General features: G+C 61.2%; 22 protein-coding genes. 21 read left to right on the forward strand and 1 reads right to left on the reverse strand.

Annotated features, from left to right (window positions below; genetic code table 11):
• Nucleotides 1–81 precede the first annotated feature (81 nt).
• From obgE to rsfS, 4 genes are read left to right on the forward strand one after another with little or no spacing between them, the layout of a single operon-like run.
• Nucleotides 82–1,578 (forward strand): GTPase ObgE, encoded by a 1,497-nt coding sequence (gene obgE, locus ACKUUJ_RS05795; RefSeq protein WP_409064965.1) that lies wholly within the window; start codon nt 82–84, stop codon nt 1,576–1,578.
• Between the two features lie 3 nt (nt 1,579–1,581).
• Nucleotides 1,582–2,259, forward strand: coding sequence for a nicotinate-nucleotide adenylyltransferase (gene nadD, locus ACKUUJ_RS05800; protein WP_347478527.1), 678 nt, complete (start codon nt 1,582–1,584; stop codon nt 2,257–2,259).
• A gap of 12 nt (nt 2,260–2,271) precedes the next feature.
• On the forward strand, nt 2,272–2,880 hold the full coding sequence (gene yqeK / locus ACKUUJ_RS05805; RefSeq protein ID WP_409064966.1) for a bis(5'-nucleosyl)-tetraphosphatase (symmetrical) YqeK: 609 nt from the start codon (nt 2,272–2,274) through the stop codon (nt 2,878–2,880).
• A 27-nt stretch (nt 2,881–2,907) separates the two neighbouring features.
• Nucleotides 2,908–3,363, forward strand: coding sequence for a ribosome silencing factor (gene rsfS, locus ACKUUJ_RS05810; RefSeq protein WP_409064967.1), 456 nt, complete (start codon nt 2,908–2,910; stop codon nt 3,361–3,363).
• 94 nt (nt 3,364–3,457) lie between these two features.
• Here the strand turns inward: rsfS and dinB are convergent, their stop codons facing one another.
• Nucleotides 3,458–4,711 carry a DNA polymerase IV gene (dinB, locus tag ACKUUJ_RS05815; protein WP_409064968.1) on the reverse strand — a complete coding sequence of 418 codons (1,254 nt, stop codon included), beginning with the start codon at nt 4,709–4,711 and terminating at the stop codon, nt 3,458–3,460.
• Between the two features lie 201 nt (nt 4,712–4,912).
• On the opposite strand from dinB, the gene rpsP reads away from it, so the two are divergent.
• From rpsP to ACKUUJ_RS05900, 17 genes are all read left to right on the forward strand, one after another.
• Nucleotides 4,913–5,254: a 30S ribosomal protein S16 gene (rpsP, locus tag ACKUUJ_RS05820; protein WP_022094749.1), complete on the forward strand. Its 342-nt coding sequence runs from the start codon at nt 4,913–4,915 to the stop codon at nt 5,252–5,254.
• 42 nt (nt 5,255–5,296) lie between these two features.
• Nucleotides 5,297–5,542: a KH domain-containing protein gene (locus ACKUUJ_RS05825; protein ID WP_171021534.1), complete on the forward strand. Its 246-nt coding sequence runs from the start codon at nt 5,297–5,299 to the stop codon at nt 5,540–5,542.
• A 4-nt stretch (nt 5,543–5,546) separates the two neighbouring features.
• Nucleotides 5,547–6,068 (forward strand): ribosome maturation factor RimM, encoded by a 522-nt coding sequence (gene rimM, locus ACKUUJ_RS05830; protein ID WP_195621714.1) that lies wholly within the window; start codon nt 5,547–5,549, stop codon nt 6,066–6,068.
• A 10-nt stretch (nt 6,069–6,078) separates the two neighbouring features.
• Nucleotides 6,079–6,837, forward strand: coding sequence for a tRNA (guanosine(37)-N1)-methyltransferase TrmD (trmD, locus tag ACKUUJ_RS05835; protein ID WP_409064969.1), 759 nt, complete (start codon nt 6,079–6,081; stop codon nt 6,835–6,837).
• A gap of 2 nt (nt 6,838–6,839) precedes the next feature.
• On the forward strand, nt 6,840–7,403 hold the full coding sequence (lepB, locus tag ACKUUJ_RS05840) for a signal peptidase I (protein ID WP_409064970.1): 564 nt from the start codon (nt 6,840–6,842) through the stop codon (nt 7,401–7,403).
• An 80-nt stretch (nt 7,404–7,483) separates the two neighbouring features.
• Nucleotides 7,484–8,395: a glycine--tRNA ligase subunit alpha gene (locus ACKUUJ_RS05845; RefSeq protein ID WP_006236091.1), complete on the forward strand. Its 912-nt coding sequence runs from the start codon at nt 7,484–7,486 to the stop codon at nt 8,393–8,395.
• A gap of 3 nt (nt 8,396–8,398) precedes the next feature.
• Nucleotides 8,399–10,495 (forward strand): glycine--tRNA ligase subunit beta, encoded by a 2,097-nt coding sequence (glyS, locus tag ACKUUJ_RS05850; protein ID WP_347478521.1) that lies wholly within the window; start codon nt 8,399–8,401, stop codon nt 10,493–10,495.
• Nucleotides 10,496–10,529: 34 nt separating this feature from the next.
• Nucleotides 10,530–11,405, forward strand: a complete 876-nt coding sequence (locus ACKUUJ_RS05855; protein ID WP_409064971.1) for a pyruvate, water dikinase regulatory protein — start codon at nt 10,530–10,532, stop codon at nt 11,403–11,405.
• A gap of 298 nt (nt 11,406–11,703) precedes the next feature.
• On the forward strand, nt 11,704–14,454 hold the full coding sequence (gene ppdK, locus ACKUUJ_RS05860; protein WP_409064972.1) for a pyruvate, phosphate dikinase: 2,751 nt from the start codon (nt 11,704–11,706) through the stop codon (nt 14,452–14,454).
• Nucleotides 14,455–14,617: 163 nt separating this feature from the next.
• On the forward strand, nt 14,618–15,046 hold the full coding sequence (locus tag ACKUUJ_RS05865) for a hypothetical protein (protein WP_409064973.1): 429 nt from the start codon (nt 14,618–14,620) through the stop codon (nt 15,044–15,046).
• A gap of 45 nt (nt 15,047–15,091) precedes the next feature.
• Nucleotides 15,092–15,367, forward strand: a complete 276-nt coding sequence (locus ACKUUJ_RS05870) for a hypothetical protein (RefSeq protein ID WP_409064974.1) — start codon at nt 15,092–15,094, stop codon at nt 15,365–15,367.
• A gap of 150 nt (nt 15,368–15,517) precedes the next feature.
• Nucleotides 15,518–17,380 carry a hypothetical protein gene (locus ACKUUJ_RS05875; protein ID WP_409064975.1) on the forward strand — a complete coding sequence of 621 codons (1,863 nt, stop codon included), beginning with the start codon at nt 15,518–15,520 and terminating at the stop codon, nt 17,378–17,380.
• A gap of 148 nt (nt 17,381–17,528) precedes the next feature.
• On the forward strand, nt 17,529–17,870 hold the full coding sequence (gene rplS / locus ACKUUJ_RS05880; RefSeq protein ID WP_117583231.1) for a 50S ribosomal protein L19: 342 nt from the start codon (nt 17,529–17,531) through the stop codon (nt 17,868–17,870).
• Between the two features lie 93 nt (nt 17,871–17,963).
• Nucleotides 17,964–18,752: a ribonuclease HII gene (locus ACKUUJ_RS05885; protein WP_409064976.1), complete on the forward strand. Its 789-nt coding sequence runs from the start codon at nt 17,964–17,966 to the stop codon at nt 18,750–18,752.
• A 188-nt stretch (nt 18,753–18,940) separates the two neighbouring features.
• Complete coding sequence (locus ACKUUJ_RS05890) at nt 18,941–19,426, forward strand: YraN family protein (RefSeq protein ID WP_409064977.1); 486 nt, start codon at nt 18,941–18,943, stop codon at nt 19,424–19,426.
• The gene (locus ACKUUJ_RS05895) at nt 19,426–20,949 is read left to right on the forward strand and encodes a YifB family Mg chelatase-like AAA ATPase (protein ID WP_409064978.1); all 1,524 of its coding nucleotides are present in this window, start codon (nt 19,426–19,428) and stop codon (nt 20,947–20,949) included. The genes ACKUUJ_RS05890 and ACKUUJ_RS05895 overlap by 1 nt, the downstream gene beginning before the upstream one ends.
• Nucleotides 20,949–21,881, forward strand: coding sequence for a DNA-processing protein DprA (locus ACKUUJ_RS05900; protein ID WP_409064979.1), 933 nt, complete (start codon nt 20,949–20,951; stop codon nt 21,879–21,881). Before ACKUUJ_RS05895 ends, ACKUUJ_RS05900 begins: the two co-directional genes overlap by 1 nt.
• Nucleotides 21,882–21,889: the final 8 nt, after the last annotated feature.

Consider the following 21,889-nt stretch of genomic DNA (forward strand, 5'->3'; position numbering starts at 1 on the left):
CCCTTCATAGAGCACATATGTGGGAGGCACTTGAGTTTTAGGATTCAAGGGTCTCCCTCTTTTTTGTAGGAGGCGATTCTGTTGTCACAGTTCACCGATATCAGCCGAATTAACGTTTGCGGCGGCGACGGCGGAGCCGGATGCATGTCGTTTAGGCGCGAGGCATTTGTTCCCAAGGGCGGCCCCGATGGCGGCGACGGCGGTCGTGGCGGCAACGTCGTCATTCAGGCCGACGCTCAGCTGTCCTCGCTGATCGATTACCGCTTTAAGCATCACTTCCGTGCCGAGCGCGGAACGCATGGCCAGGGTGCCCGCCGCAACGGCAAAAGCGGTGAGGACCTGATTTTGAAAGTCCCCATGGGCACCGTAGTCCGCGAGCTCGATCCCGAGACGCAGACCCCGATGTTCGAGATTGCCGACCTGGTGCACGACGGCGAGCGCGTTGTCGTGGCGCCCGGTGGTGCTGGCGGTCTGGGCAACACTCACTTTGTGACGTCGGTGCGTCGCGCGCCCGCGTTTGCCCAGCTCGGCGAGCCGGCTGAGGAGCACTGGATCGAGCTCGAGATGAAGCTCATGGCCGATGCCGCGCTTGTGGGCTTTCCCTCGGTCGGCAAGTCCTCGCTCATCGCGCGTATGAGCGCTGCCCGTCCCAAGATTGCCGACTACCCGTTTACCACGCTTGTGCCCAATCTGGGCATGGTGCGTGCCGGCGAATATTCTTACGTCGTTGCCGACGTTCCCGGTCTCATCGAGGGCGCGAGCGAGGGTCGTGGCCTGGGCCATCAGTTCCTGCGCCACATTGAGCGCACGGCCTTGATCATGCATGTCGTTGACATGACGGGCGGGTTTGAGGATCGCGATCCGGTTGAGGACTATCGCATTATTAACCGTGAGCTTGAGCAGTATGGCGCTGAGCTTTCGGAGCGTCCGCAGATCGTCGTCGCCAACAAGTGCGATGCGCCGGGCACGGCCGACAAGATTGCCGACCTTAAGCGTGCGGCGCTCGACGACGGGCATATGTTCTTTGCCGTGTCCGCTGTGACGGGTGCCGGTCTCAACACGTTGATGCTTGCCGTGGGCGAGCAGGTGGCCAAGCTCCGCGCTGAGCTGGCGGTCTCTGATGAGCCGGTCGATTCGCGCGACGAGGAGTGGGAGCGTCGCCGCCTGCAGCGCGAGAAGCGGTTCCGTATTGTCCAAGAAGAGCCTCATGCCTTCCGCGTGGTCGGTCGCGCCATCGAGCGCTTGGTTATCCAGACCGACTGGGAAAATGAGGAGGCCGTCATCTATCTGCAGCATAAGTTTTCCCGCATGGGTGTTGACGATGCGCTCGAAAAGGCCGGTTGCCGCGCCGGCGACGAGGTTCGCATTTGTCAGCGCGCCTTTGACTTTGAGGGCGCCGAGGACTTCTCGGAGTTCGAGGACGAGCTTGAGGACGGTAGCGAGGACGTCGCCGTCGAGGTCGTTGATGTCGAGGATGTCGCGGACGATAGCTTGGAGGCTGTCGACGCGGTGGATGCCATTGACGGTACCGATGACGCTGTTGCTGCGGAAGACGTCGAGACCCCGGAGGGCGAGTAAGCCATGTCGCTGCGCGGTGGAATCGGTCTGCCCGAGCTTCCCATAGAGGACGGACAGGAGTTTAGGCTCGGCATTATGGGCGGCACCTTTGACCCGATTCATTACGGGCACTTGGTTACTGCCGAGCAGGCTCGCGAGTCACTCGACTTGGACGCCGTGCTTTTTATGCCGGCCGGCTCTCCTGCCTTTAAGCTCGACAAACCGGTGACGCCTGCTGAGGACCGTTATGCCATGACGGTCCTCGCGACCGCCGCGAACCCGGCCTTTTTGGCAAGCCGCTTCGAGATCGATCGTGCCGGTGTCACCTACACAGCCGATACGCTGCGTGCCCTTCGCGAGTTTTACCCGCCACAGGTGAAGCTTTACTTTATTACGGGTGCCGATGCGATTATCGATATTGTGACCTGGCACAATGCAGATGAGATTGCCGAACTGGCAACCTTTATTGCTGCGACGCGTCCCGGCTTTGACATCGATACGGCCCGGGCGCGAATCAAAGAGTCGGGCCTGCCGTTTGACGTGCGGTATATCCAGATCCCGGCGCTGGCGATTAGCTCGACCAACATTCGCAAGCGGGTTGCTCGCGGCATGAGCGTGCGCTATCTTACGAGCGAGTCCGTGCTCGGCTATATCCGTAAACGCGGCCTGTATGCCGATCTTGGGCAAGACGATTTTGATTGATGGGGGAGAACGTTGTCGGTAGAAGATCAGTTTGAGGACGACGAGCGCGCGCTCTTGACGCGCATCCACGAGTTGCTCGATGTGCGCATGAAGGATAAGCGTAAGCGCTACGTGCATTCGCTCGGGGTTGCCGAGACTGCGTTGCACCTAGCCGAGGTGTACGGTGTCAACCGCTTTGATGCCGCTGCCGCTGGCCTGATCCATGACTGGGATAAAGTGCTCTCCGACGACGAGCTGGTCACGCGCGCTCTGCATTACGGCATTAAGATTGCCGGCTCTCCGTCTGCCGCGACGCCGCTTTTGCATGGCCCGGTTGCCGCCTATGAGCTTCCGCAGCTTTTTCCCGAGCTGTCGCCGGCGGTCTTTCAGGCTGTCGACCGTCACACCGTGGGCGCTTGCGACATGACGCCGCTCGATATGGTGGTCTTTGTGGCCGATGCCATCGAACCCAATCGCCACGGTGATTATGCCCATGCGCTGCGCAAGATGGTGGGGAAGTCCTCGCTCGACGAGTTGTTCTTCTCCTGTTTTGCGCAGGGTCTGGTCTATGTGATCCAGACCGGGCGTTATCTTTATCCCACGGCTATTACGATTTACAACCATTACGCCCAGCTGCGCTAGTTCGGGCTGTCTAGAAAGAGGTATTCCATGGCCGACGAGACCATGACCGACGAGCAGATTCTTGAAGGTGTGGAGCACAAGAGCTTCGTTGCCACGTCCGATCGCACTGCCGCAACGCTTTCCGCGAGCGGTGTTGCCGCCGAGGATGTCGCCCGCGCCGCCGCGCAGGCCGCCTACGACAAGAAAGGCGAGGACGTGCAAGTGCTCGACCTGACCGAGCTTTCCGATGTGTGCGACTACTTTGTCCTCGCTACCGGCACCAATAACCGTCAGGTTGATTCCATCGTCGACGAGATTGAGGAGAAGGTCGCCGAGGCTTGCGGCGAGCACCCGTTTTCCATCGAGGGCCGCGAGCAGAAGACCTGGATGCTCATGGACTACGGTTCGGTTGTCGTCCACGTCTTCACTCCTGAGGCGCGCGAGTTCTACCGTCTCGAAAAGCTCTGGGGCGACGCCCCCCAGCTTTCCCTTGACCTCCTTTAGTAGTTCATTTGGGACGGGCTTTTTAGCTAACCTTTACCGTTCGCCGGGCAGCTGCATCATTCGCAGCTGCCCGGCTTTCTTTTTGTCTAAGGGACTAATCGTTGAAGCGGGATTGGCGCCCGAAGGATAGGGCGGTGTCGCCGAACTTGTCTCGGACGGCGTCGATGGCGACCGAGAGGTCGCGACGGTCGCTGGATTGGGCTCCGCGGTCGTCGATTTCGCAGAACAGGTCGGTCTGGATACCGCCCTGATGGTCGAAGTCGCTCATGCCGACGCCCGCCAGGCGCACATGCATCCCTTCCTGCCAGATGTTGTCGAGCAGTTCGAGCGCCACTGCCACGAAGATGTTCTCATCGTCGGTCGGATGGGGCAGCCGGCGCTGTGCCGAGCGACCGTTTCCATACGAATACTTGAGTTTGAGCGTCACCGTGGCGCCCGTTAGTCCCTGACGGCGCAGACGGCGTCCCACTGACTCTCCCAATAGCGCAATCGCCGCTTCGATGTCCCCACGCTCAGTTAAATCGTTCGCAAAGGTGCGTTCATTGCTGACCGACTTGACCTCGCGCTCTTCATCGAGGCTCGTGACTTCGGAGAGTTCGAGTCCCAGCGCACGCTGGCGCATGCGTTCGCCGTTGATGCCAAAAATACAGGCCAAGGTGGATTCCGGTGCACGTGACAGCTCGCCGAGCGTGTAGATGCGCATGCGGCGCAGCCGCTCCTCGGCCGATCTCCCGATGCCGCTCATGGCAGATACCGGCAGCGCAGCCAAAAAGCGCTGCTCGGTTCCGGGGCGCACGATGGTCAGCCCAAACGGCTTGTCCCGCTCGCTTGCGATCTTTGCGACCGTCTTGTTGCAGCCTACGCCAATTGAGCAGGTCACTCCCAGCGCTGCGACGCGGTCGCTTATGCGCCGCGCAACCAGCAGCGGGTCCTCGGGTGCAAAGCGACCCGGTGTGATATCGATAAAGGCTTCGTCGATGGATACGCGCTCAACGCGCGGGGTCTCGTCGGCGAGAATCGCCATGACCTGTGCGCTGACCTCGTGGTAGCGATCGAAATGCCCATGCGTCCAAATGGCCTGCGGACAGAGGCGCCGTGCCTCGGCCGAGGGCATGGCGGAGTGCACGCCAAAGCGACGCGCCTCGTATGAGCAGGTGGACACGACGCCGCGAGAATCGGCATCGCCACCCACGATGAGCGGCTTGCCGCGCCACTCGGGATGATCGAGCATCTCCACGCTCGCAAAAAACGCATCGAGATCCATGAGGCCCACCGCCGGCCCCGTCCAGGGCGGCGGCGTGACGCCCGCAGCATCCTCATAACCGTATGTATGTTCGCGTCTTTTCATGGCATGAGTATACCGCGCAGCTCATGTGGGGTGCGTGGATGTGCTTGCAAATCGCGAATTCTTGTCTAAGATATGGATTTGCCTTCGACTACACCGAAGAAGTTGGTCTCACGGACTTCACCTGCCCGCGTCGATGGCGTATTATGTTCAGCTGTTTGTTTGTAGTTGCAGCCTAAAGCTGCTTGGTTGGAGGAGTTTCCTTTGGCAGTCAAGATTCGCCTTGCTCGTCACGGCGCTAAGAAGCGTCCGTACTACCGTGTCGTCGTCGCCGATTCCCGCGCCCCGCGTGACGGTCGTATCATCGAGGAGGTTGGCCGCTACAACCCGATGACCGCCCCCAAGACCATCAACCTCGATCTCGAGAAGATCGCTGACTGGCAGTCCAAGGGCGCTCAGCTCACCGACGCTGTCGCTGCTCTGGTCAAGGCCGCCAACGAGGGCGAGAAGACCGAGACCGTCGTCAAGAAGTCCAAGAAGCAGCTCGCCAAAGAGGCCGAGGCCGCTAAGGCTGCCGCTGAGGCCGCTGAGGGCGCCGAGGAGTAAATCGTGCCTGAGGTTGACGCTGCACAGCTCGAGGGTGAGGCAATGCTCTCAGATCGCATCGCCGATCTCGTCGAATATCTCGTTGTTCAGATCGTCGACGACCCGGATTCCGTGAGCCTTGAGGTCATCGATGGTGACGATGCCTCTACGATTGAGGTTTCGGTCGCCGAGGATGACGTCGCTAAGGTCATCGGCCGTCGTGGCCGTACCATCAAGGCCATTCGCACGCTCGCCCGTGCACTGGCCGCTCGCCTCGACACTGCTGTCGAGGTAGAGGTTCTGGGCTAGGACCTTGAGGTCCCAGTACAAAAACATCGCCCGTGTTGTCAAGCCGCACGGAAGGAAGGGGGAGGTCCTCGCGCAGCCGCTGCGGGGGCTTCCTTCTGTATTAGAGCCGGGTATGCGCGTCGCCCTGACGCCGCCGGCGCTCAAGCGCGACCGCTTTTGCACGGTCGTGTCCGTCACCGATACGGGCGATGGCGATCTGGTCTCGTTTGAGGGCATTGACGACTTGACGGCCGCCGAGGGCATCACGGGATGCTACGTGCTGGCAAATCGTGACGATTTTGAGCTCGATTCGCTCGACGCTGCCTATACCGACCTGATGGGTCGCGAGGTGGTCGACGAGCGCTTCGGTTTGCTCGGCACGATCGTCGAGATCATGTCGACGCCCGCCAACGATGTTTGGGTTGTTGAGGGCGATCGGTACGGCGAGGTACTGATTCCCGTGATCGAGCAGGTCGTGCTCGATCTTCCCGACACAGGAACAATTTCCGTCCACGTTATGGACGGCCTGATCGATATGGACAAGTAGGGAGGACAACATGCTGATCGAGACCCTTTCGGTCTTTCCCGAGATGTTTGAGCCCGTCATGTCCACATCGATCTTGGGCCGCGCCCGCAAGGCCGGCCTTTTTGATTTTAAGGCGTATAACCTGCGCGACTGGACGCACGACCGCCATCGTACCGTCGATGACGAGCCGTACGGCGGCGGGCAGGGCATGCTCATGAAGGTCGAGCCTATTGCCGAGGCCATCGAGGCCATCAGCTCCGAGGGTCCCAAGCCCATCGTAGTGTTCTTCACCCCCTGTGGCGAACCCTTTACGCAGCATGTGGCCGAGCGCCTGCTCAAAAGCGAGCGTCTGCTGTTTGTATGCAGCCGCTACGAGGGCGTCGACGAGCGTGCGTATGCGTATGCCGATGAGCGTCTGTCGATCGGCGACTACGTGCTTACGGGTGGCGAACTTCCCGCTATGGTCGTTGCCGATGCCGTCGTACGCCTGATTCCCGGCGCCCTGGGCGACGAGATGAGCAATGTGGACGAGTCGTTCTCGACCGCCGAGGACGGAGGCCTGCTCGAGTACGCGCAGTACACCCGTCCCGCCGAGTTCAACGGCGAGGGCGTGCCGCCGGTGCTTGTGAGCGGCGATCATGCCAAGGTCGATGCCTGGCGTCGCAAGAACGCCATCGAGCGCACCTGCCGCTGGCGTCCCGATCTGATCGAGACGGCGCGCCTTACGCCCCAGGAGCGTGCGTACGCGCAGGAGATTTTGGACGCTTCGTATTCGCAGAGCGAGGAGTGAGAATGGTTCCATCGCAGCATTCCGCGTTGAGGGGCGCTTTTGAGTGGATCGCGGTCATCGCGATCGCATTGGTCGCCACCTTCTTGATTCGCTCGTTTGTGGTCGAGCCCTTTGTGGTGCCCACCGGGTCCATGGAGTCCACGATCGAGATTGGCGACCAGATCCTGGCGCAAAAGGTGAGCCTTGAGCTCGGCCAGCCCGTCAGCCAAGGCGATATCGTGGTGTTCCACAACCCCGATGGCACCTCCGAGCACGATGTTCTCGTCAAGCGTGTTATTGCCACGGCCGGCCAGACGGTCGACCTTCAGGACGGCAAGGTGGTCGTTGACGGCCAGGCGCTCGACGAGGGCTACACGACCGGCATGAGCTGGCCGCTTTCGGTTCAGGCTCCCGGCGCTCAGGTAAGCTATCCCTACACCGTTCCCGACGGGTGCGTGTGGGTGATGGGCGATAACCGCGAAAACTCTGCCGACTCACGCTACTTTGGTCCCGTCGATCGCTCTGATTTTATCGCCGTGGCGCTTGTGCGCTACTGGCCGCTCAACCGCATCGGCACTATCGACTAAAAACCGCTATAGTTCGACTAAAAACCGCTATAGTACAGTACCTAACCGTGTAATCGTTTCGACGAGGGGATATTAGAGGCATGAACGCTTCATCGCTTTCCTTCCAAGACATCATCCTGCGCCTCCAGCAGTACTGGGGCGAGCAGGGCTGCGTCATTATGCAGCCCTATGACTCCGAGGTCGGTGCCGGTACCTTCCACACCGCGACCACGCTGCGCTCGCTCGGTCCCGCCGAGTGGCGCACCTGCTACGCTCAGCCTTGCCGCCGTCCTGCCGACGGCCGCTACGGCGAGAACCCCAACCGCATGCAGCACTACTATCAGTTCCAGGTGCTCATCAAGCCCTCGCCGGTCAACGCCCAGGAGCTCTACCTGGGGTCTCTTGCCGCTATCGGTCTGGACCCCAACGACCATGACGTTCGTTTTGTCGAGGACGACTGGGAGAGCCCGACGCTGGGCGCCTGGGGCCTTGGCTGGGAGGTCTGGCTCAACGGCATGGAGGTCACGCAGTTTACGTACTTCCAGCAGGTGGGCGGCATCGAGGTCGACCCTGTGCCCGTCGAGATTACCTATGGTCTGGAGCGCATCGCCATGTACGCTCAGGGCGTCAACTCCGTCTACGACCTGGTGTGGAGCTATCTGCCCGATGGCACGCCGATGACCTATGGCGACGTGTTCCTGGAGAACGAGCGCGAGTTTAGCGCCTACAACTTTGAGGTCGCCAACGTCGAGATGATGCGTCAGAAGTTTGACGACTACGAGGCCGAGTGCCACTCCTGCCTTGAGCGCAAGCTGCCGCTGCCCGCTTACGACTGCGTCATGAAGTGCAGCCATGCCTTCAACCTGCTCGATGCTCGCGGTGCGCTGTCCGCGGTCGAGCGTGCTAACTACATCCTGCGCGTCCGCGCCGTCGCCAAGGCGTGCTGCGAGGCCTATATGGCCGAGGTCGCTGGAGTCAACGAGAATGCCGACCAGGAAGGCGAGGTGGCGTAAGCCATGGCAGACGCTAAGGATTTCCTGTTTGAGATCGGTACGGAGGAAATGCCCTCTGCACCGCTGAACAATGCCGTCAAGCAGCTTGGCACCATGATTGCCAAGGGTCTCGACGAGGCCGGCCTGGCCCACGGCGAGGTCCGCGTGATCTCGAGCCCGCGTCGTCTGGCTGCGCTCGTGGCCGACGTCGCCACCGCGACCGATGAGGTTCACGAGGTCAAGCGTGGTCCCGCGGCAAACATTGCCTTTGATGCCGACGGCAACGCCACCAAGGCCGCCCAGGGCTTCGCTCGCAAGTGCGGTGTGGCTGCCGAGGACCTGGTCCGTCGCGAGGACACTGACGGTCGCGAGTATGTGTTCGCCGAGAAGAACATTCCCTCCGCACCGGCTACGCCGATTCTGACCGCTCTGTGCGAGAAGACCATCGCCGGCCTGCAGTGGCCCAACTACCGCAGCCAGCGTTGGGGTCACGAGCATGCGACCTTTGTTCGTCCGGTCCGCTGGATCTGCTGCCTTTTGGGCGAGGATGTTGTGCCCGTGTCGTTTGCCGACGTGACGAGTGGCAACACCACGCGTGGTCATCGCGTACTTGGCCCTGGTGACCATGTGGTCGCCAGCCCCGCCGTCTACGAGCAGGTGCTCGAGGACGCCGGCGTGCTTTCTGCCGAGCGTCGTCGTGAAGCCATCCTTGCCGGTATCGCCGAGGTCGAGGCTGCGCGCCCCGGTTGCCATGTCGACACGCCCAAGAAGGTCTTCGAGGAGGTCATCAACCTCTGCGAGTGGCCGACGGTGCTTGTCGGTACCTTCGATGAGGAGTTCCTCAAGGTCCCGCACGAGATCATCTGCGAGTCCATGCTCACCAACCAGCGCTACTTCCCGATCTATGACGGCGAGGGCAAGCTCACGCGTGAGTTCGTGGTCGTCTCCAACAGCAAGCCCGAGAACGCCGAGCGCGTGATCGACGGCAACGAGCGCGTCGTGCGTGCCCGTCTGGACGATGCCAAGTTCTTCTACGAGGAGGACCTGAAGATTTCCCTCGACGAGTTCCGTGAGCGTCTGGCCAAGGTCGCCTTCCAGGAGAAGCTCGGTAGCGTGCTCGCCAAGTCCGAGCGTATTGAGCAGCTCGCGCTCGCCATCGCCCGCGAGGCCCATCTGGGCGCCCACCTTGCCGCCGATGCCGCTCGCGCCGCTCACCTGTGCAAGGCCGACCTTGTATCCAACGCCGTCGTTGAGTTCACGAGCCAGCAGGGCGTTATGGGCGGTTATTACGCTTCCGCGATGGGGGAGAACGACGAGGTCGCCCACGCCATTCGCGATCACTATCGTCCCCGCTTTGCCGGCGATGAGCTGCCCGAGGGCACCGCTGGCTGCATCGTGGCCTGTGCCGACAAGCTCGATACCATTGCGGGTATCTTTGCCATCGGCGAGCCCCCGACCGGCTCGTCCGACCCGTACGCGCTGCGTCGCGCCGCCATCGGCATCATCAACATCCTGCGCGACCGTCTGCCGATCGACCCCACGTCGCTCATCGACTTTGCGCTCGAGCTCTATAGCGAGCAGGGCATTGAGTTCGACGCCGCCGAGGTCGCCCAGCAGGTTCGTGACTTCTTCCACGGCCGTCTGGTGAGCATGGCCCGCGACGAGAAGATTCCGGCCGACACCGTTGCCGCCGTCTCCGCGGTGCACATCATTGCCCCGTCGCTCTTCTTCGCCCGCTGCGCCGCCCTCGATGAGGCCCGCAAGAACGACGCCGAGACCTTCGACAACCTGGCAACCGCCTACGCCCGCGCGGCGCACATCTCCAAGCCCGAGCTGGGCGCGGAGTACGATCGCGCCCTGATGGGCGAGGTCGAGCTTGCGCTTGCCGATGCCTCCGAGGCCGCTCAGACCGCCGTCGACGCCGCTCTCGCCGCCGAGGATTATCCTGCCGCGTTTGCCGCTCTGGCCGCCCTGCGCGCGCCCATCGACCGTTTCTTCGACGAGGTTATGGTCATGGACAAGGACGAGCAGCTCCGCGATAATCGCCTTAAGCTGCTCAACCGCTTCGAGGCCGTTTTCTCCGGCATCGCCAACATCGGTGAGCTTGCCCGCAAAAAGTAAGCCAGCCTGCGCGTAAGCGCAAAAGGAGCCCCGCATGGATTGCCCGGTCACCGCTCGTCCCACCGTTATCGTTATCTCCGACTCGCTCGGTGATACCGCTTGTGAGGTGGTGCTTGCGGCGTCCGGGCAATTTGATGAAGGGGCTTTTCGTCTCTTGCGCCTGCCCAAGGTGAACTCGGTGGAGCAGGTCAAGTCGTTTGTGGGTCCGCGCGTCGATGCGGACCATCGTGATATTGCCGTGTTCCACACCATTGTCGATCCGGCGCTTCGCGCCCGCGTACTCGATTACCTGGGCATGCTTCATATCCGTTCGGTCGACCTGATCGGTCCGACACTTGCCGTGCTGTCATCGCTCATCGGTGTGCCGCCCAAGGGCGTCGCGGGCGTGATTCACAGGACCGATGACCGCTATTTCCATCGCATCGAGGCCATGGAGTATTTCGTTGAGCACGATGATGGGCGCGGCTGCGACGACCTTTCGGGGGCAGATATCGTGCTGCTGGGCGTATCGCGCACGTCCAAGACGCCGCTGTCGATGTATTTGGCCTATCAGGGTTACAAGGTTGCCAATGTTCCGTTGGCCCATGGCATGGAGCCGCCGAAGTCGATTTACAAGGTCGACCCGATGCGGTTGTTTGGTCTGATTTCGACTGTCGATGTGATCTCTGAGATTCGCGATAGCCGCTTGGGCGATGACTATGCTCGCGCCGTCGCCGGCTCCTATGCCGAGCCCGAGAGCGTGCGCAGCGAGCTCGAGGAAGCCCGTGCCCTCATGAAGCGTCTGGGCTGCTTTGTGGTGCGTACCGATGGCAAAGCGATTGAGGAGAGCGCCTCCGAGATCATCGGTCATTTGATGGAAATCCAAGAAGCCCGTGCCCGCCGCGCCGCCCGCCGAGGTCAGCAAAGCTAACTCATTGGGGTAGCTAAAAATTCACCGGCCTTAAAATACTATCTAAAAATAATGCACGATATTGGTAAAGCGATTTAGCAAAGAACTTGCATTTGACCTGCAATTTTCTTGCAGTGGTATCTTCATAAGGTAACCACCTTTACCTACCGTTTACCGCCGCATTTATCACGTTTACCAAACCCCTCGCCCTCTACGCAAGCCCGCTCAACGTCCGCCGTATAGTTCCCTCACGGCCCGCATCCGGCGGGTCGATTCGTCACCACGGTCGTGCGCGAGAGCGCATGGAAGGGGAAGTATCGTGAGCGATTGCAAGAGGGTTTACCGTTTTGGAACCGACGCCCAGGGCACCTGTGTCACTGAGGGCGACAAGTCCATGAACTTTGTGCTTGGCGGCAAGGGCGCAAACCTTGCCGAGATGAGCCGCATCGGCCTGCCGGTTCCCGGTGGCTTTACCATTACCTGCCAGACCTGTGTCGAGTACTCCGGTGCCGGCAACCTCTGGCCCGAAGGCGCACTTGATGAGATCGTTGCCGCCGAGGCCGACCTCGAGGCTCGCTGCGGCAAGAAGCTCGGCGACGCCTCCGATCCGCTGCTCGTGTCGGTTCGCTCGGGCGCTCCGTTCTCCATGCCCGGCATGATGGACACGGTCCTCAACTTGGGCCTCAACGACGATTCTGTCCAGGGTCTCATCGCCCAGACGCAAAACCCGCGTTTTGCCTGGGATAGCTACCGCCGCTTTATCCAGATGTTCTCCAACGTCGTTATGGGTGTTGACGCCGACCTGTTCGAGAACGCCCTGACTCAGGCCCGCTTGGTCGCCGGCGTTCGTGTCGATTCCGAGCTTTCGGCCGAAGACCTGCAGGAGCTCGTCGAGACCTTTAAGAGCATCTTCTCCGACAACGTCGAGGCCGCCCTGTATCCCGAGCTCGAGGTCCCTGATGGCAAGCCCGTCTTCCCGCACGATCCGGAGCTCCAGCTGCGCCTTGCCATCCAGGCCGTCTTTGGCAGCTGGATGAACGAGCGCGCCTGCATCTACCGCAAGCAGCATGGCATTTCTGACGAGCTCGGCACCGCCGTCAACGTGCAGGCTATGGCCTTTGGCAACAAGGGGGAGACCTCTGCGACCGGCGTCGCTTTTACGCGCAACCCGGCCGACGGCACCAAGGAGTTCTATGGTGACTTTTTGGTTAATGCCCAGGGCGAGGATGTCGTCGCCGGCATCCGCAACACCGAGCCCATCGCCGACCTCAAAGCCACTCCGGGCCTCGAGTCTGCAGGTGAGGAACTCGAGCGCGTGTTCCTGACACTCGAGGATCATTACCGCGATATGTGCGATATCGAGTTCACCATCGAGCAGGGTAAGCTCTGGATGCTCCAGACCCGCGTGGGCAAGCGCACTGCTACCGCCGCCCTGCGCATCGCCATCGAAATGGTCGAGGAGGGTCTGATCACCCGCGAGGAGGCCGTGAGCCGCATCGATCCCGCGCAGCTCGACCAGCTCCTGCATCCGCAGTTCGATGCCTCCAAGAAGTACGAGGCTCTGGCTTGCGGCCTCAACGCCAGCCCTGGTGCCGCCGTGGGCGAGATCGTGTTTTCGAGCGACGATGCCGTCGCGCGCGCCAACGAGGGCCACATGGTCATTCTGGTTCGCTGGGAGACGAACCCCGACGACCTGAAGGGCATGGTTGCTGCCGAGGGTATCTTGACGAGCCATGGTGGCAAGACGAGCCATGCCGCCGTTATCGCTCGCGGTATGGGCACGCCCTGCGTCTGCGGCGTCGAGCGCTTCCATATCGACGCCGCCGAGAAGGTCGTGCGCATCGAGGGCAGCGACCGCGTGCTGCATGAGGGCGATGTCATCTCCATCGACGGCACCCAGGGTATCGTCGTCGACGGCGCTGCCGATCTGGTTTCGGCCGAGCTCACCGGCGACCTGGACACCATCCTGTCCTGGGCCGACGAGATCCGTCTGGACGAGACCTGTGGCCACGCCAACCATGTGCGCGTCAACGCCGACAATCCCGAGGACGCAGAGCTCGCGCTCGAGTTTGGCGCCGAGGCCATCGGCCTGTGCCGCACCGAGCACATGTTTCTGGGCGATCGCAAGAACATCATCCAGAGCTTCATCCTGTCCGACGATGAGGCCGTGAAGCAGCAGGCCCTCGCCGACCTGCTCAAGGTTCAGACCGAGGACTTCCTGGCGATGTTCAAGACCATGTCCGGTCGCGATGTGGTCGTTCGCCTGCTCGATCCGCCGCTGCACGAGTTCCTGGATAATCCGCGTGAGCTCGAGGTCGCCATCACCAAGAAGGAAGCCGCTGGCGCCAGCGAGGAAGAGCTTGCCGCCCTGCGTGCCCGCCTGCGCCGTATCGACGGCATAGTCGAGTCGAACCCCATGCTCGGCCTGCGCGGTGTGCGCCTGTCCGTCGTCTTTAGCGATCTGCCGCTCATGCAGGTTCGCGCCGTGGCCACGGCTGCTGCTCGACTTATCAAGGAGGGCGTCGACCCGCGCCCCGAGATCATGGTTCCGCTCGTTTCCATTACGGCCGAGCACGTTCAGACTCGCGAAGTCATCGAGCGCGTGATCGCCGAGGTTTCCGCCGAGGAGGGCGTCGAGCTCAATATTCCCGTGGGCACGATGCTCGAGCTGCCGCGTGCCTGCATGGTTGCCGACGAGATCGCGCAGCACGCCGACTTCTTCTGCTTTGGCACCAACGACCTTACTCAGACGACCTTCGGCTTCTCTCGTGACGATGCCGAGGCCAAGTTCATCCCTCTGTACATGCACAAGAAGATCCTGAAGGACAACCCCTTCGAGACCATCGACTCGGCGGTACTCGAGCTGGTGCGCATGGCCGTCGAGAAGGGTCGTGCTACCAACCCCGATATGCACTTTGGCGTGTGCGGCGAGCACGGCGGCGACCCCAAGTCCATCAAGGGCCTGTTTAACGTGGCCGATGTGGACTACGTGTCCTGCTCGCCCTATCGCGTACCCCTCGCGCGCCTGGCTGCCGCCCAGGCCAAGCTCGAGGCTAAGCGTTCCGCTTAACCGAGTCGCGTTCCATTTGCGCCTTTTTCGCCCCCCTTCGCGCCGTCGCGACCCCTGTGGACGCGGCGGCGTTTTACGTTGATTCAATACATTGTCAACTGACGGGAGGACTGCGATGAAAAACCTCACCAGGTATTTGCAACGAGCGCGTCGGGGAGCACATATGACCCTGTGCTGGGTGGTCGTTGCGGTCACGGCGCTTTGCGGGATGCCGACAGCCGGTTTCGCCCTTCAGGATGATTCGCGCGACGAGCTCTATGGCGATGTGGTCAACCCGCTCACCATTACAGTCAACGATCGCGACTGCACGTTTGTAGATATCGATGACGGCAAGCTCGAGGGCCGTACCTCGATGTACGACAACGTCTCGTTCTACACGGCCGCCGTCAAAAAGGTGCTGCCCAACTGGGCATCGCTAGCCTATAACATCCTTGGCTATGGTGGAGGCGACGACTCCGGGGACTTTTTGTATTGGGACCACGCCGGCAAGGGCTTTGAGAAGGATTTCGGTAAGGGTCACTACATCTATCTCTATGATGCGCTTTCGGGCGGCAACGGTGAGCATTCCGATGGTGCCGACAAATCGAAGTAGAGTGGTCTGACATCTGCAAAAAGCCTCAATGCGGTCTACGAGCGCTTGACCGACGATATCGCCGGCTGTATCGGTCACAAGCTGGAGGGCTCCGATTTCCGTAAATACGTGCCGCTCGACGGACTGTCGAAAGACACGACTGAGCAGGACGTCATCTATGCCACCATCGCGTGCGTGGACAAGCTCGGCGGCACCTACCAGTACGATTTCAATGGCTTTGGCATCGCGTTCTATAACTTTAGAGTTCAGCAGCTCAACAGCGTGAACAAGCTTAACTGTGCGCCCGAGGACGCGCCGGGCTATTCCTTTGTCGATTCTTAGACTGAGCAGGAGCTCGTTACCTCGGCACTTAACGTCGGCTATGAGGACGCCTCGCAGAGCATCACGCTCGCCCGTGGTACCGAGGAGACGGTCGGCACGAGCACTTCTGAATCCGCATCGTATTCCAAAGGCGGCTCGTGGGGCGCATCGGTGAGCCTCAAGGAGTCGCTGGGCGTGCCCGCAACAGCGAGCGAGGAGATCGAGACGTCGTTTTCGGCCGAAACCACGATGTCCCAGTTGTGGGAGGCGAGCAAGACCGAGGAACAGTCGATCACCACAACGGACAATCAGTCGGTTACCGTCAATATGACGATCCCTGCGCACACGCAGGTCAATAGCAAGCAGACGAGTTCTACCACGACGCTGTCCGAGGACTATGACCAGCCGGTGGGCGTGACGTTCGACGTGATCATCTTTAACATGAACGGCGAGTGCTACGACGATAACGCCGCCGTGCAGGAGTTCCATACCGCCGGTTATGATCAGCGCTCGTTCTACACCACCTTTGGCGATCAGTCGACCGATGCCGTGCAGAACCTGTTCCTGCGCTCAATCGCCCATCGTGGCGACGACGGGTACGATACCACCGCCGGAAACGTGACGAGCTGGTCGTATCGCACCAACAACCACATGGTGCGCGCCATCGATTGGAATTCGGTCCTGGCCGATCGCGAGGTGCCCTCGCGCAACGGCGGCGCCCCGCGCACGTGCAACGTGCTCAATGACATGGCCGCGACCTATCCCATGTCCATTACGGGTTCCAATCTGTCGTTTGAGTCGGTGACGGTCGATACGCAGTTGGGCACACCGCAGCCTATTAAGCCCATCTCCAAGATTCTCGTGTCGCTGCAGACCGATAAGACCCGAAGGCTTACGGTTGGAGACGAAGACCCCATCTCTTCCTATCGCGTGCGCGCAAGGGACGAGGACGATGTTGACTACTACGGCTTTGTGAAGTCGTCGGGCGACTGGCGCGTGGTCGATAAAAAGGGCAAGGAATGCAAGTCTGACGTCATCGAGATCCAGACCGACCCTGTCACCCATGAACAAGTCGTGGTGGGTAAAAAGGCCGGCACCGCCTACGTAAAGTACTTTATCCCCGAGGACACCTATGTGGACGTGAACGGGCATGTCTCGACCAATGACGAGATCGACGCCGCGGCCTACAAATATAAGATTAGTGACGTGGCGCCCGAGCCGTTTAACGGCAGCATCAAACTCGAGGGCTCGGCACAGACCGTCGTCGGCGTCGAGGAAAATCTCAACGGCATCGAAGGCCTGACGGCTACGGTATATGACACGACGGGCAAGGAGGTCGATAGGGTCTGCAGCTGGGAGGCCCAGGAGCTCGAGAGCAAGGGCATTTCGGTCGCGACAGACGGCACGATGACCATCTCGCAGCCGGGCACCTTCCATGTTCGCGCCTTTATTGACGGCGTGTATTCCGATTGGGCCGAAGTTGTCGCCGACCCCGCGCCCGTTGACCCGATGACGACCGTCGTGGAGACACCGGCGAGCGTTACGGCTGCCGCATCCGCAGGGGATTCTTCGACAACGACGGATAGCACGGCTCCTGCCCAGGGAGAGCAGGCCGCTTCCGATGCGAACGCGGCCGAGTCTGCTCCGGCGAGCGACGATGCCGCTGCATTGACTGACGACACCGCGCCCGCTGCCGCGAAGGATGCCTCGCCGATTCCTACAGGCCTCGTTACCGTTTTGACCGATATCTGCCGCTACGGCATCGATCACGGCCTCATCAGCGCATCAAACAAGGAAGAGATGACCAAGCAGGACTTCGACATCTTGGGCATCCTGTACCTGATGGCGGACAGCCAGAACCTGGTGCCCCAAGACGCCGAAGATGCGATGAGTCAATGGGTCCATGACAACTATAATGACGACGAGCTTGCCACCTGGAAGCAGCATGCGCTTTCGGTGCTGCTCGAATACGGCTATATCGCGCCCGGAACGACCGTGACGACGCCGACGACTGATGCTGCGGACGGCGCATAAGTGCAGAAAGAGTGCGTGTTTTTGTCTTTTTGCGCACGGGCAAAATAGTTCTTGCAGCCAAGGTCGTGGCGTGTATACTCGAATACGTTTGTTCAACTACGTGCCGGCCAAGGTGGTACGGCACCTCTAGAAGAGTAAGGAATTGCACATGGATTACATCCGCGCAATCGAGCGTCAGCAGATCCGCGAGGACATCCCGCAGGTCCGCGTTGCCGACAACGTCAAGGTTCACTACCGCATTAAGGAAGGCGACCGCGAGCGCATCCAGGTTTTCCAGGGTGACGTCATCCGCATGGCCGGCGCCGGTGCCCGTGAGACCTTCACCGTCCGCAAGATTTCCTTCGGTGTCGGTGTTGAGCGTACCTTCCCGCTTCACAGCCCCAAGATCGCCAAGCTCGAGGTCGTCCGTCATGGTCGCGTCCGTCGCGCCAAGCTGTACTACCTCCGCGACAAGGTGGGCAAGGCTGCTCGCATCCCCGAGAAGCGCTAAGAAGATCGCAGCGTCTGTCCACTCGTTTGGACAAAAGGGTCACCTTCGGGTGGCCCTTCTTTTTATTTGATTTGCATACAAGGAGGCCCCGATATGGCCAACATGACGAGCTCGGTTTCGGCATCGCAGGTTGCCGGCGAACTGGCGAGCGCCACGTTCGAGGAGATTCCCGCCCTCGTGGAGCATTATCGCGAGGATCCGCGCCAGCAGGTGATCAAGGCTTGCGAACGTGCCCTTAAGCGCCATGCCAAGGAACTTTCCGAACGCGAGCGCGTCAACGGCATGTACGAGCTTATGCATGAGCTCGGCGGTGATGGCGTGGTCGTGGGCGTCGACGAGGTGGGCCGTGGCTCGGTAGCGGGTCCCTTGACCGTGTGTGCCGTGTGTCTTCCGATGGAGCCGCGCATCTGGGGCATCAATGATTCCAAAAAGCTCACGCCGGCGCGCCGCGAGCTGCTCTCGGTGAAGATTGCCGAGGTGGCGACTGCTATCGGCTTTTGCCATATCGCTCCTGCGGATATCGATGAGATGGGCATGGCCCGCGCCATTCGAGCCGCTGTCGCGGGTGCGGTGTCCGATACGGGGCTTGAGCCCGATTGCGTGCTTATGGACGGCAACCCCCTGGGCGCCGTGCCCCATGAGCGCGACGTGGTCAAGGGCGATGCCAAGATCGCCTGTATCGCCGCGGCATCCATCATGGCAAAGGTCACGCGTGACGAGATGATGGTCGAGTACGATGCCGAGTATCCCGAGTACCATTTGGCCGAATCGAAAGGCTATGCGAGCCCCGAACACATTGAGGCCATTCGCAAACATGGTCTTTCTCCGCTGCACCGTGTGAGCTTTTGCGGAAACTTTCTGCAGACTGAGCGCCTTTTTTAGGCCAATTGTGGAGACTGGGACCTTAAGGGTTCTATAAACCTGCTGGTAGGGGCCGCGTGCAACGCTATTGTTGCGCGCGGCCCCTCATTTGTCGGCATTTGGTTGGTTTTCGGTTTGCTTCCGGTACTTACCCGCATGAAACCTGCCCTCATTATCGAGGCAATGCAGGGAGTGGGAAAGGAGACCCCATGTGTGCCGCAGGCAAAATGAGCAAGACGCAGCAGCTCAAGGAGCGTTGGGAAGAAGGGGAGCTCGATTGTGGGTCGATCACGCCTGAGTTTATCAAGTGGCTCAGTCCTCGCGAGCTCGGTATGCTGGGCGAGCTTATCGCTATCGATTACTTTAACGAGCGCGGCTATGCATTGCTGGAACAAGGCTATCGATGCTCGGAGGGCGAGGCCGACCTGGTGCTGCTCGACGAGCTTGATGATGTGGTGGTGATGGCCGAGGTCAAGACCAGGCGTGTTGCGCTGGATTGTGACACGCGGGTGTTTCCTGAGGAGGCGGTGAATGCCCAAAAGCAGCGGCGCTACCGTCGCATCGCGAGCTGCTACCTCATGGAGCATTATCCGCTCAAGGCGATCCGCTTCGATGCCGTGGGCGTCACCATTCGCGGCGGGCATATCGCCGAGATCGAGCACCAGTACAACGCGTTCGATTGGCAGGTGTCGTGATGGCGTTCGAGACCTTTGCCGTCCACGCTGCCTGCATCCGCGGCGTCGAGGCGATTCCCGTCACGGTCGAGGTTTCGCTTGCGGGCGGCATCCCGGGCATCCAGATGCTCGGCATCCCGAGTATGGAGGTCATGGAGTCGCGTGGGCGCATTCGCTGCGCGATGCGCTCTGCCGGATTCGAGATACCGCGCTCGGGCATTACGGTCAATCTGGCGCCGGGTGATATCCGAAAGACCGGTAGCGGCTTTGACCTGCCGATAGCCATTGCGGTGCTTGCGGCCGATGGGCAGATTCCCCGCGACAATCTCGACCGCTGCCTCATTGCCGGCGAGCTCGGCTTGGATGGCACGGTGTTTCCCGTCAAGGGCGAGGTGGCGTTCCAGCTGCTGGCTCGCGACATGGGGCTTTCTTTTATCGCCGGCAGGTCCGACCAGCATGTTCCGCTTGCGGGGGTCGATTGCGGTTTTATCGATCATCTGTCGCAGCTTGCCCACGGTATGGGCGAGGCAGCTCGGCACTATCTGGATTCTGAAGTGCTCGAGGCCACCTTTGAGCCCGAGCTCGATTATGCCGACGTGTTGGGGCAGGAGGTCGCCAAGCGCGGCATAGCGCTTGCGGCGGCAGGGGAGCTGGGCTTGCTTATGATCGGGTCTCCGGGATCGGGCAAGACCATGCTTGCGCGCCGCATGACGGGTATCTTGCCCGAGCTTTCCGTCGAGGATCAGCAAGAGGCGCTGTGTATCCATTCGGTCTTGGGTGAGAATATCGATGGCCTGCTTGCGGGGCATCGGCCGTTTCGAAGTCCCCATCACAGCATTTCGACAGCGGGCCTTATTGGCGGGGGGCGCCCGGTGCATCCGGGCGAGATCAGCCTTGCCCATGGCGGCGTGCTCTTTTTGGACGAGCTTGCCGAGTTTCCCACCGGTGTGTTGCAGACGCTTCGTCAGCCAATCGAGCGCGGCTATGTCAGGATCGTGCGCGTCGATGGCGCCTTTACGTTTCCCTCGCGCTTTCAGCTGCTTGCGGCGAGCAATCCCTGTCCCTGCGGCTTTTTGGGCGATCGCGAGGTCCCGTGTCGCTGTTCGGCATCGATGGTCGAGCGCTACCGGTCCAAGCTGCGCGGTCCCTTGGCCGACCGTATCGACCTGATGCTCGATGTGACCCGCCCCGATCCGCAGGTGATTATCGAGGGCGCCGAGGGCATGTCGTCGGCCGAGCTGCGCGACTACGTTGTCCGCGGTCGGGCTTTTCGTGCCTGGCGCGAGTCCCGTATGGATGATGCGGATGCCGAGGCCGAGCACGATGAGTCACGGTCCATTGACGGCGTCGTGTCGACCTTTGCACTTGACGAGGCCGCCGAGAAATGCGTACTTGGCCTGTCGAAACGCACTCATCTCACGGGGCGCGGCATCGTGCGCCTGGTTCGCATCGCGCGCACGATTGCCGATGTCGCAGAAAGCGAGCGGGTGACGCAAGACCACGTGCTCGAGGCGGCGATGTACCAGGGAAGGAGGGATCAGTGATGGGTGAGGAGACTTTTGAGCTGCATCCCGGTGATGCGTTGTATCCAGATACCGTTTTGGAGCTCTCTGATGTACCCCAGACGCTGTTCGTGCGTGGCGACCCGGAGGTGCTTTCGACGCCGGCGCTCTCCATCATCGGCGCTCGCAAGGCCTCGCCGTACGGCCTGGCCGTGGCAGAACTGGCCGCGAAAGTTGCGGTCGAGGCGGGGGTGACGGTGGTCTCGGGCGGTGCGGTCGGCTGCGACCAGGCCTCGGGTTGGGCCGCGGTCAACGCCGGGGGCAGGCATGTCGTGGTACTGGGGACCGGCGCCGACGTGGTCTACCCGCGCTCGAGTGCGGGGCTCATCGCGCGCACGATCGATACGGGCGGCGCGGTCGTGTCGATCTCGCCGTGGGGCATGGGGCCGCGCAAGTTTGCCTTCCCGCGCCGCAACCGCGTGATCGCCGCGCTGTCGCAGGCGCTCTTTGTATCGGAGGCCGGCATGCCATCCGGAACGTTTTCTACAGCCGAGGCCGCCATGGACTTGGGACGCGAGCTGCTTGTCGTGCCGGGCTCCATTTTGTCTCCCGAGTCGCGCGGGACCAACTACCTCATTGCCAACGGGGCCTGCTGCATTATTGACGAGGAGTCCATCGAGATGGCCATCTCTCGAATCTACGGTACCCTGCGCTATTCGCGTCCCGATGCGCCCGGCATCGCCGACCTGGACCCCACGCAGCAGACCGTGATGCATGCGCTCATCGCCTCGCCGCTCAAGGTCGAAGACATCGCCACACTCGTCTCCCTCGATGCCGTCGGTGTGCTCAAGCTCCTGGGCTCGCTCGAACTCGAGGGCCTCATCGAGCGCATGATGGATGGAAGGTATGCGCCCTCCAAGTTTGCCCTTCACGCCCAGACGCCCTTCGGTCACAATGGAAAACGTGTCAATTAGAAAGGTGT

The organism is Collinsella sp. wc0583 (genome assembly GCF_046116915.1).
GTDB lineage: Bacteria > Actinomycetota > Coriobacteriia > Coriobacteriales > Coriobacteriaceae > Collinsella.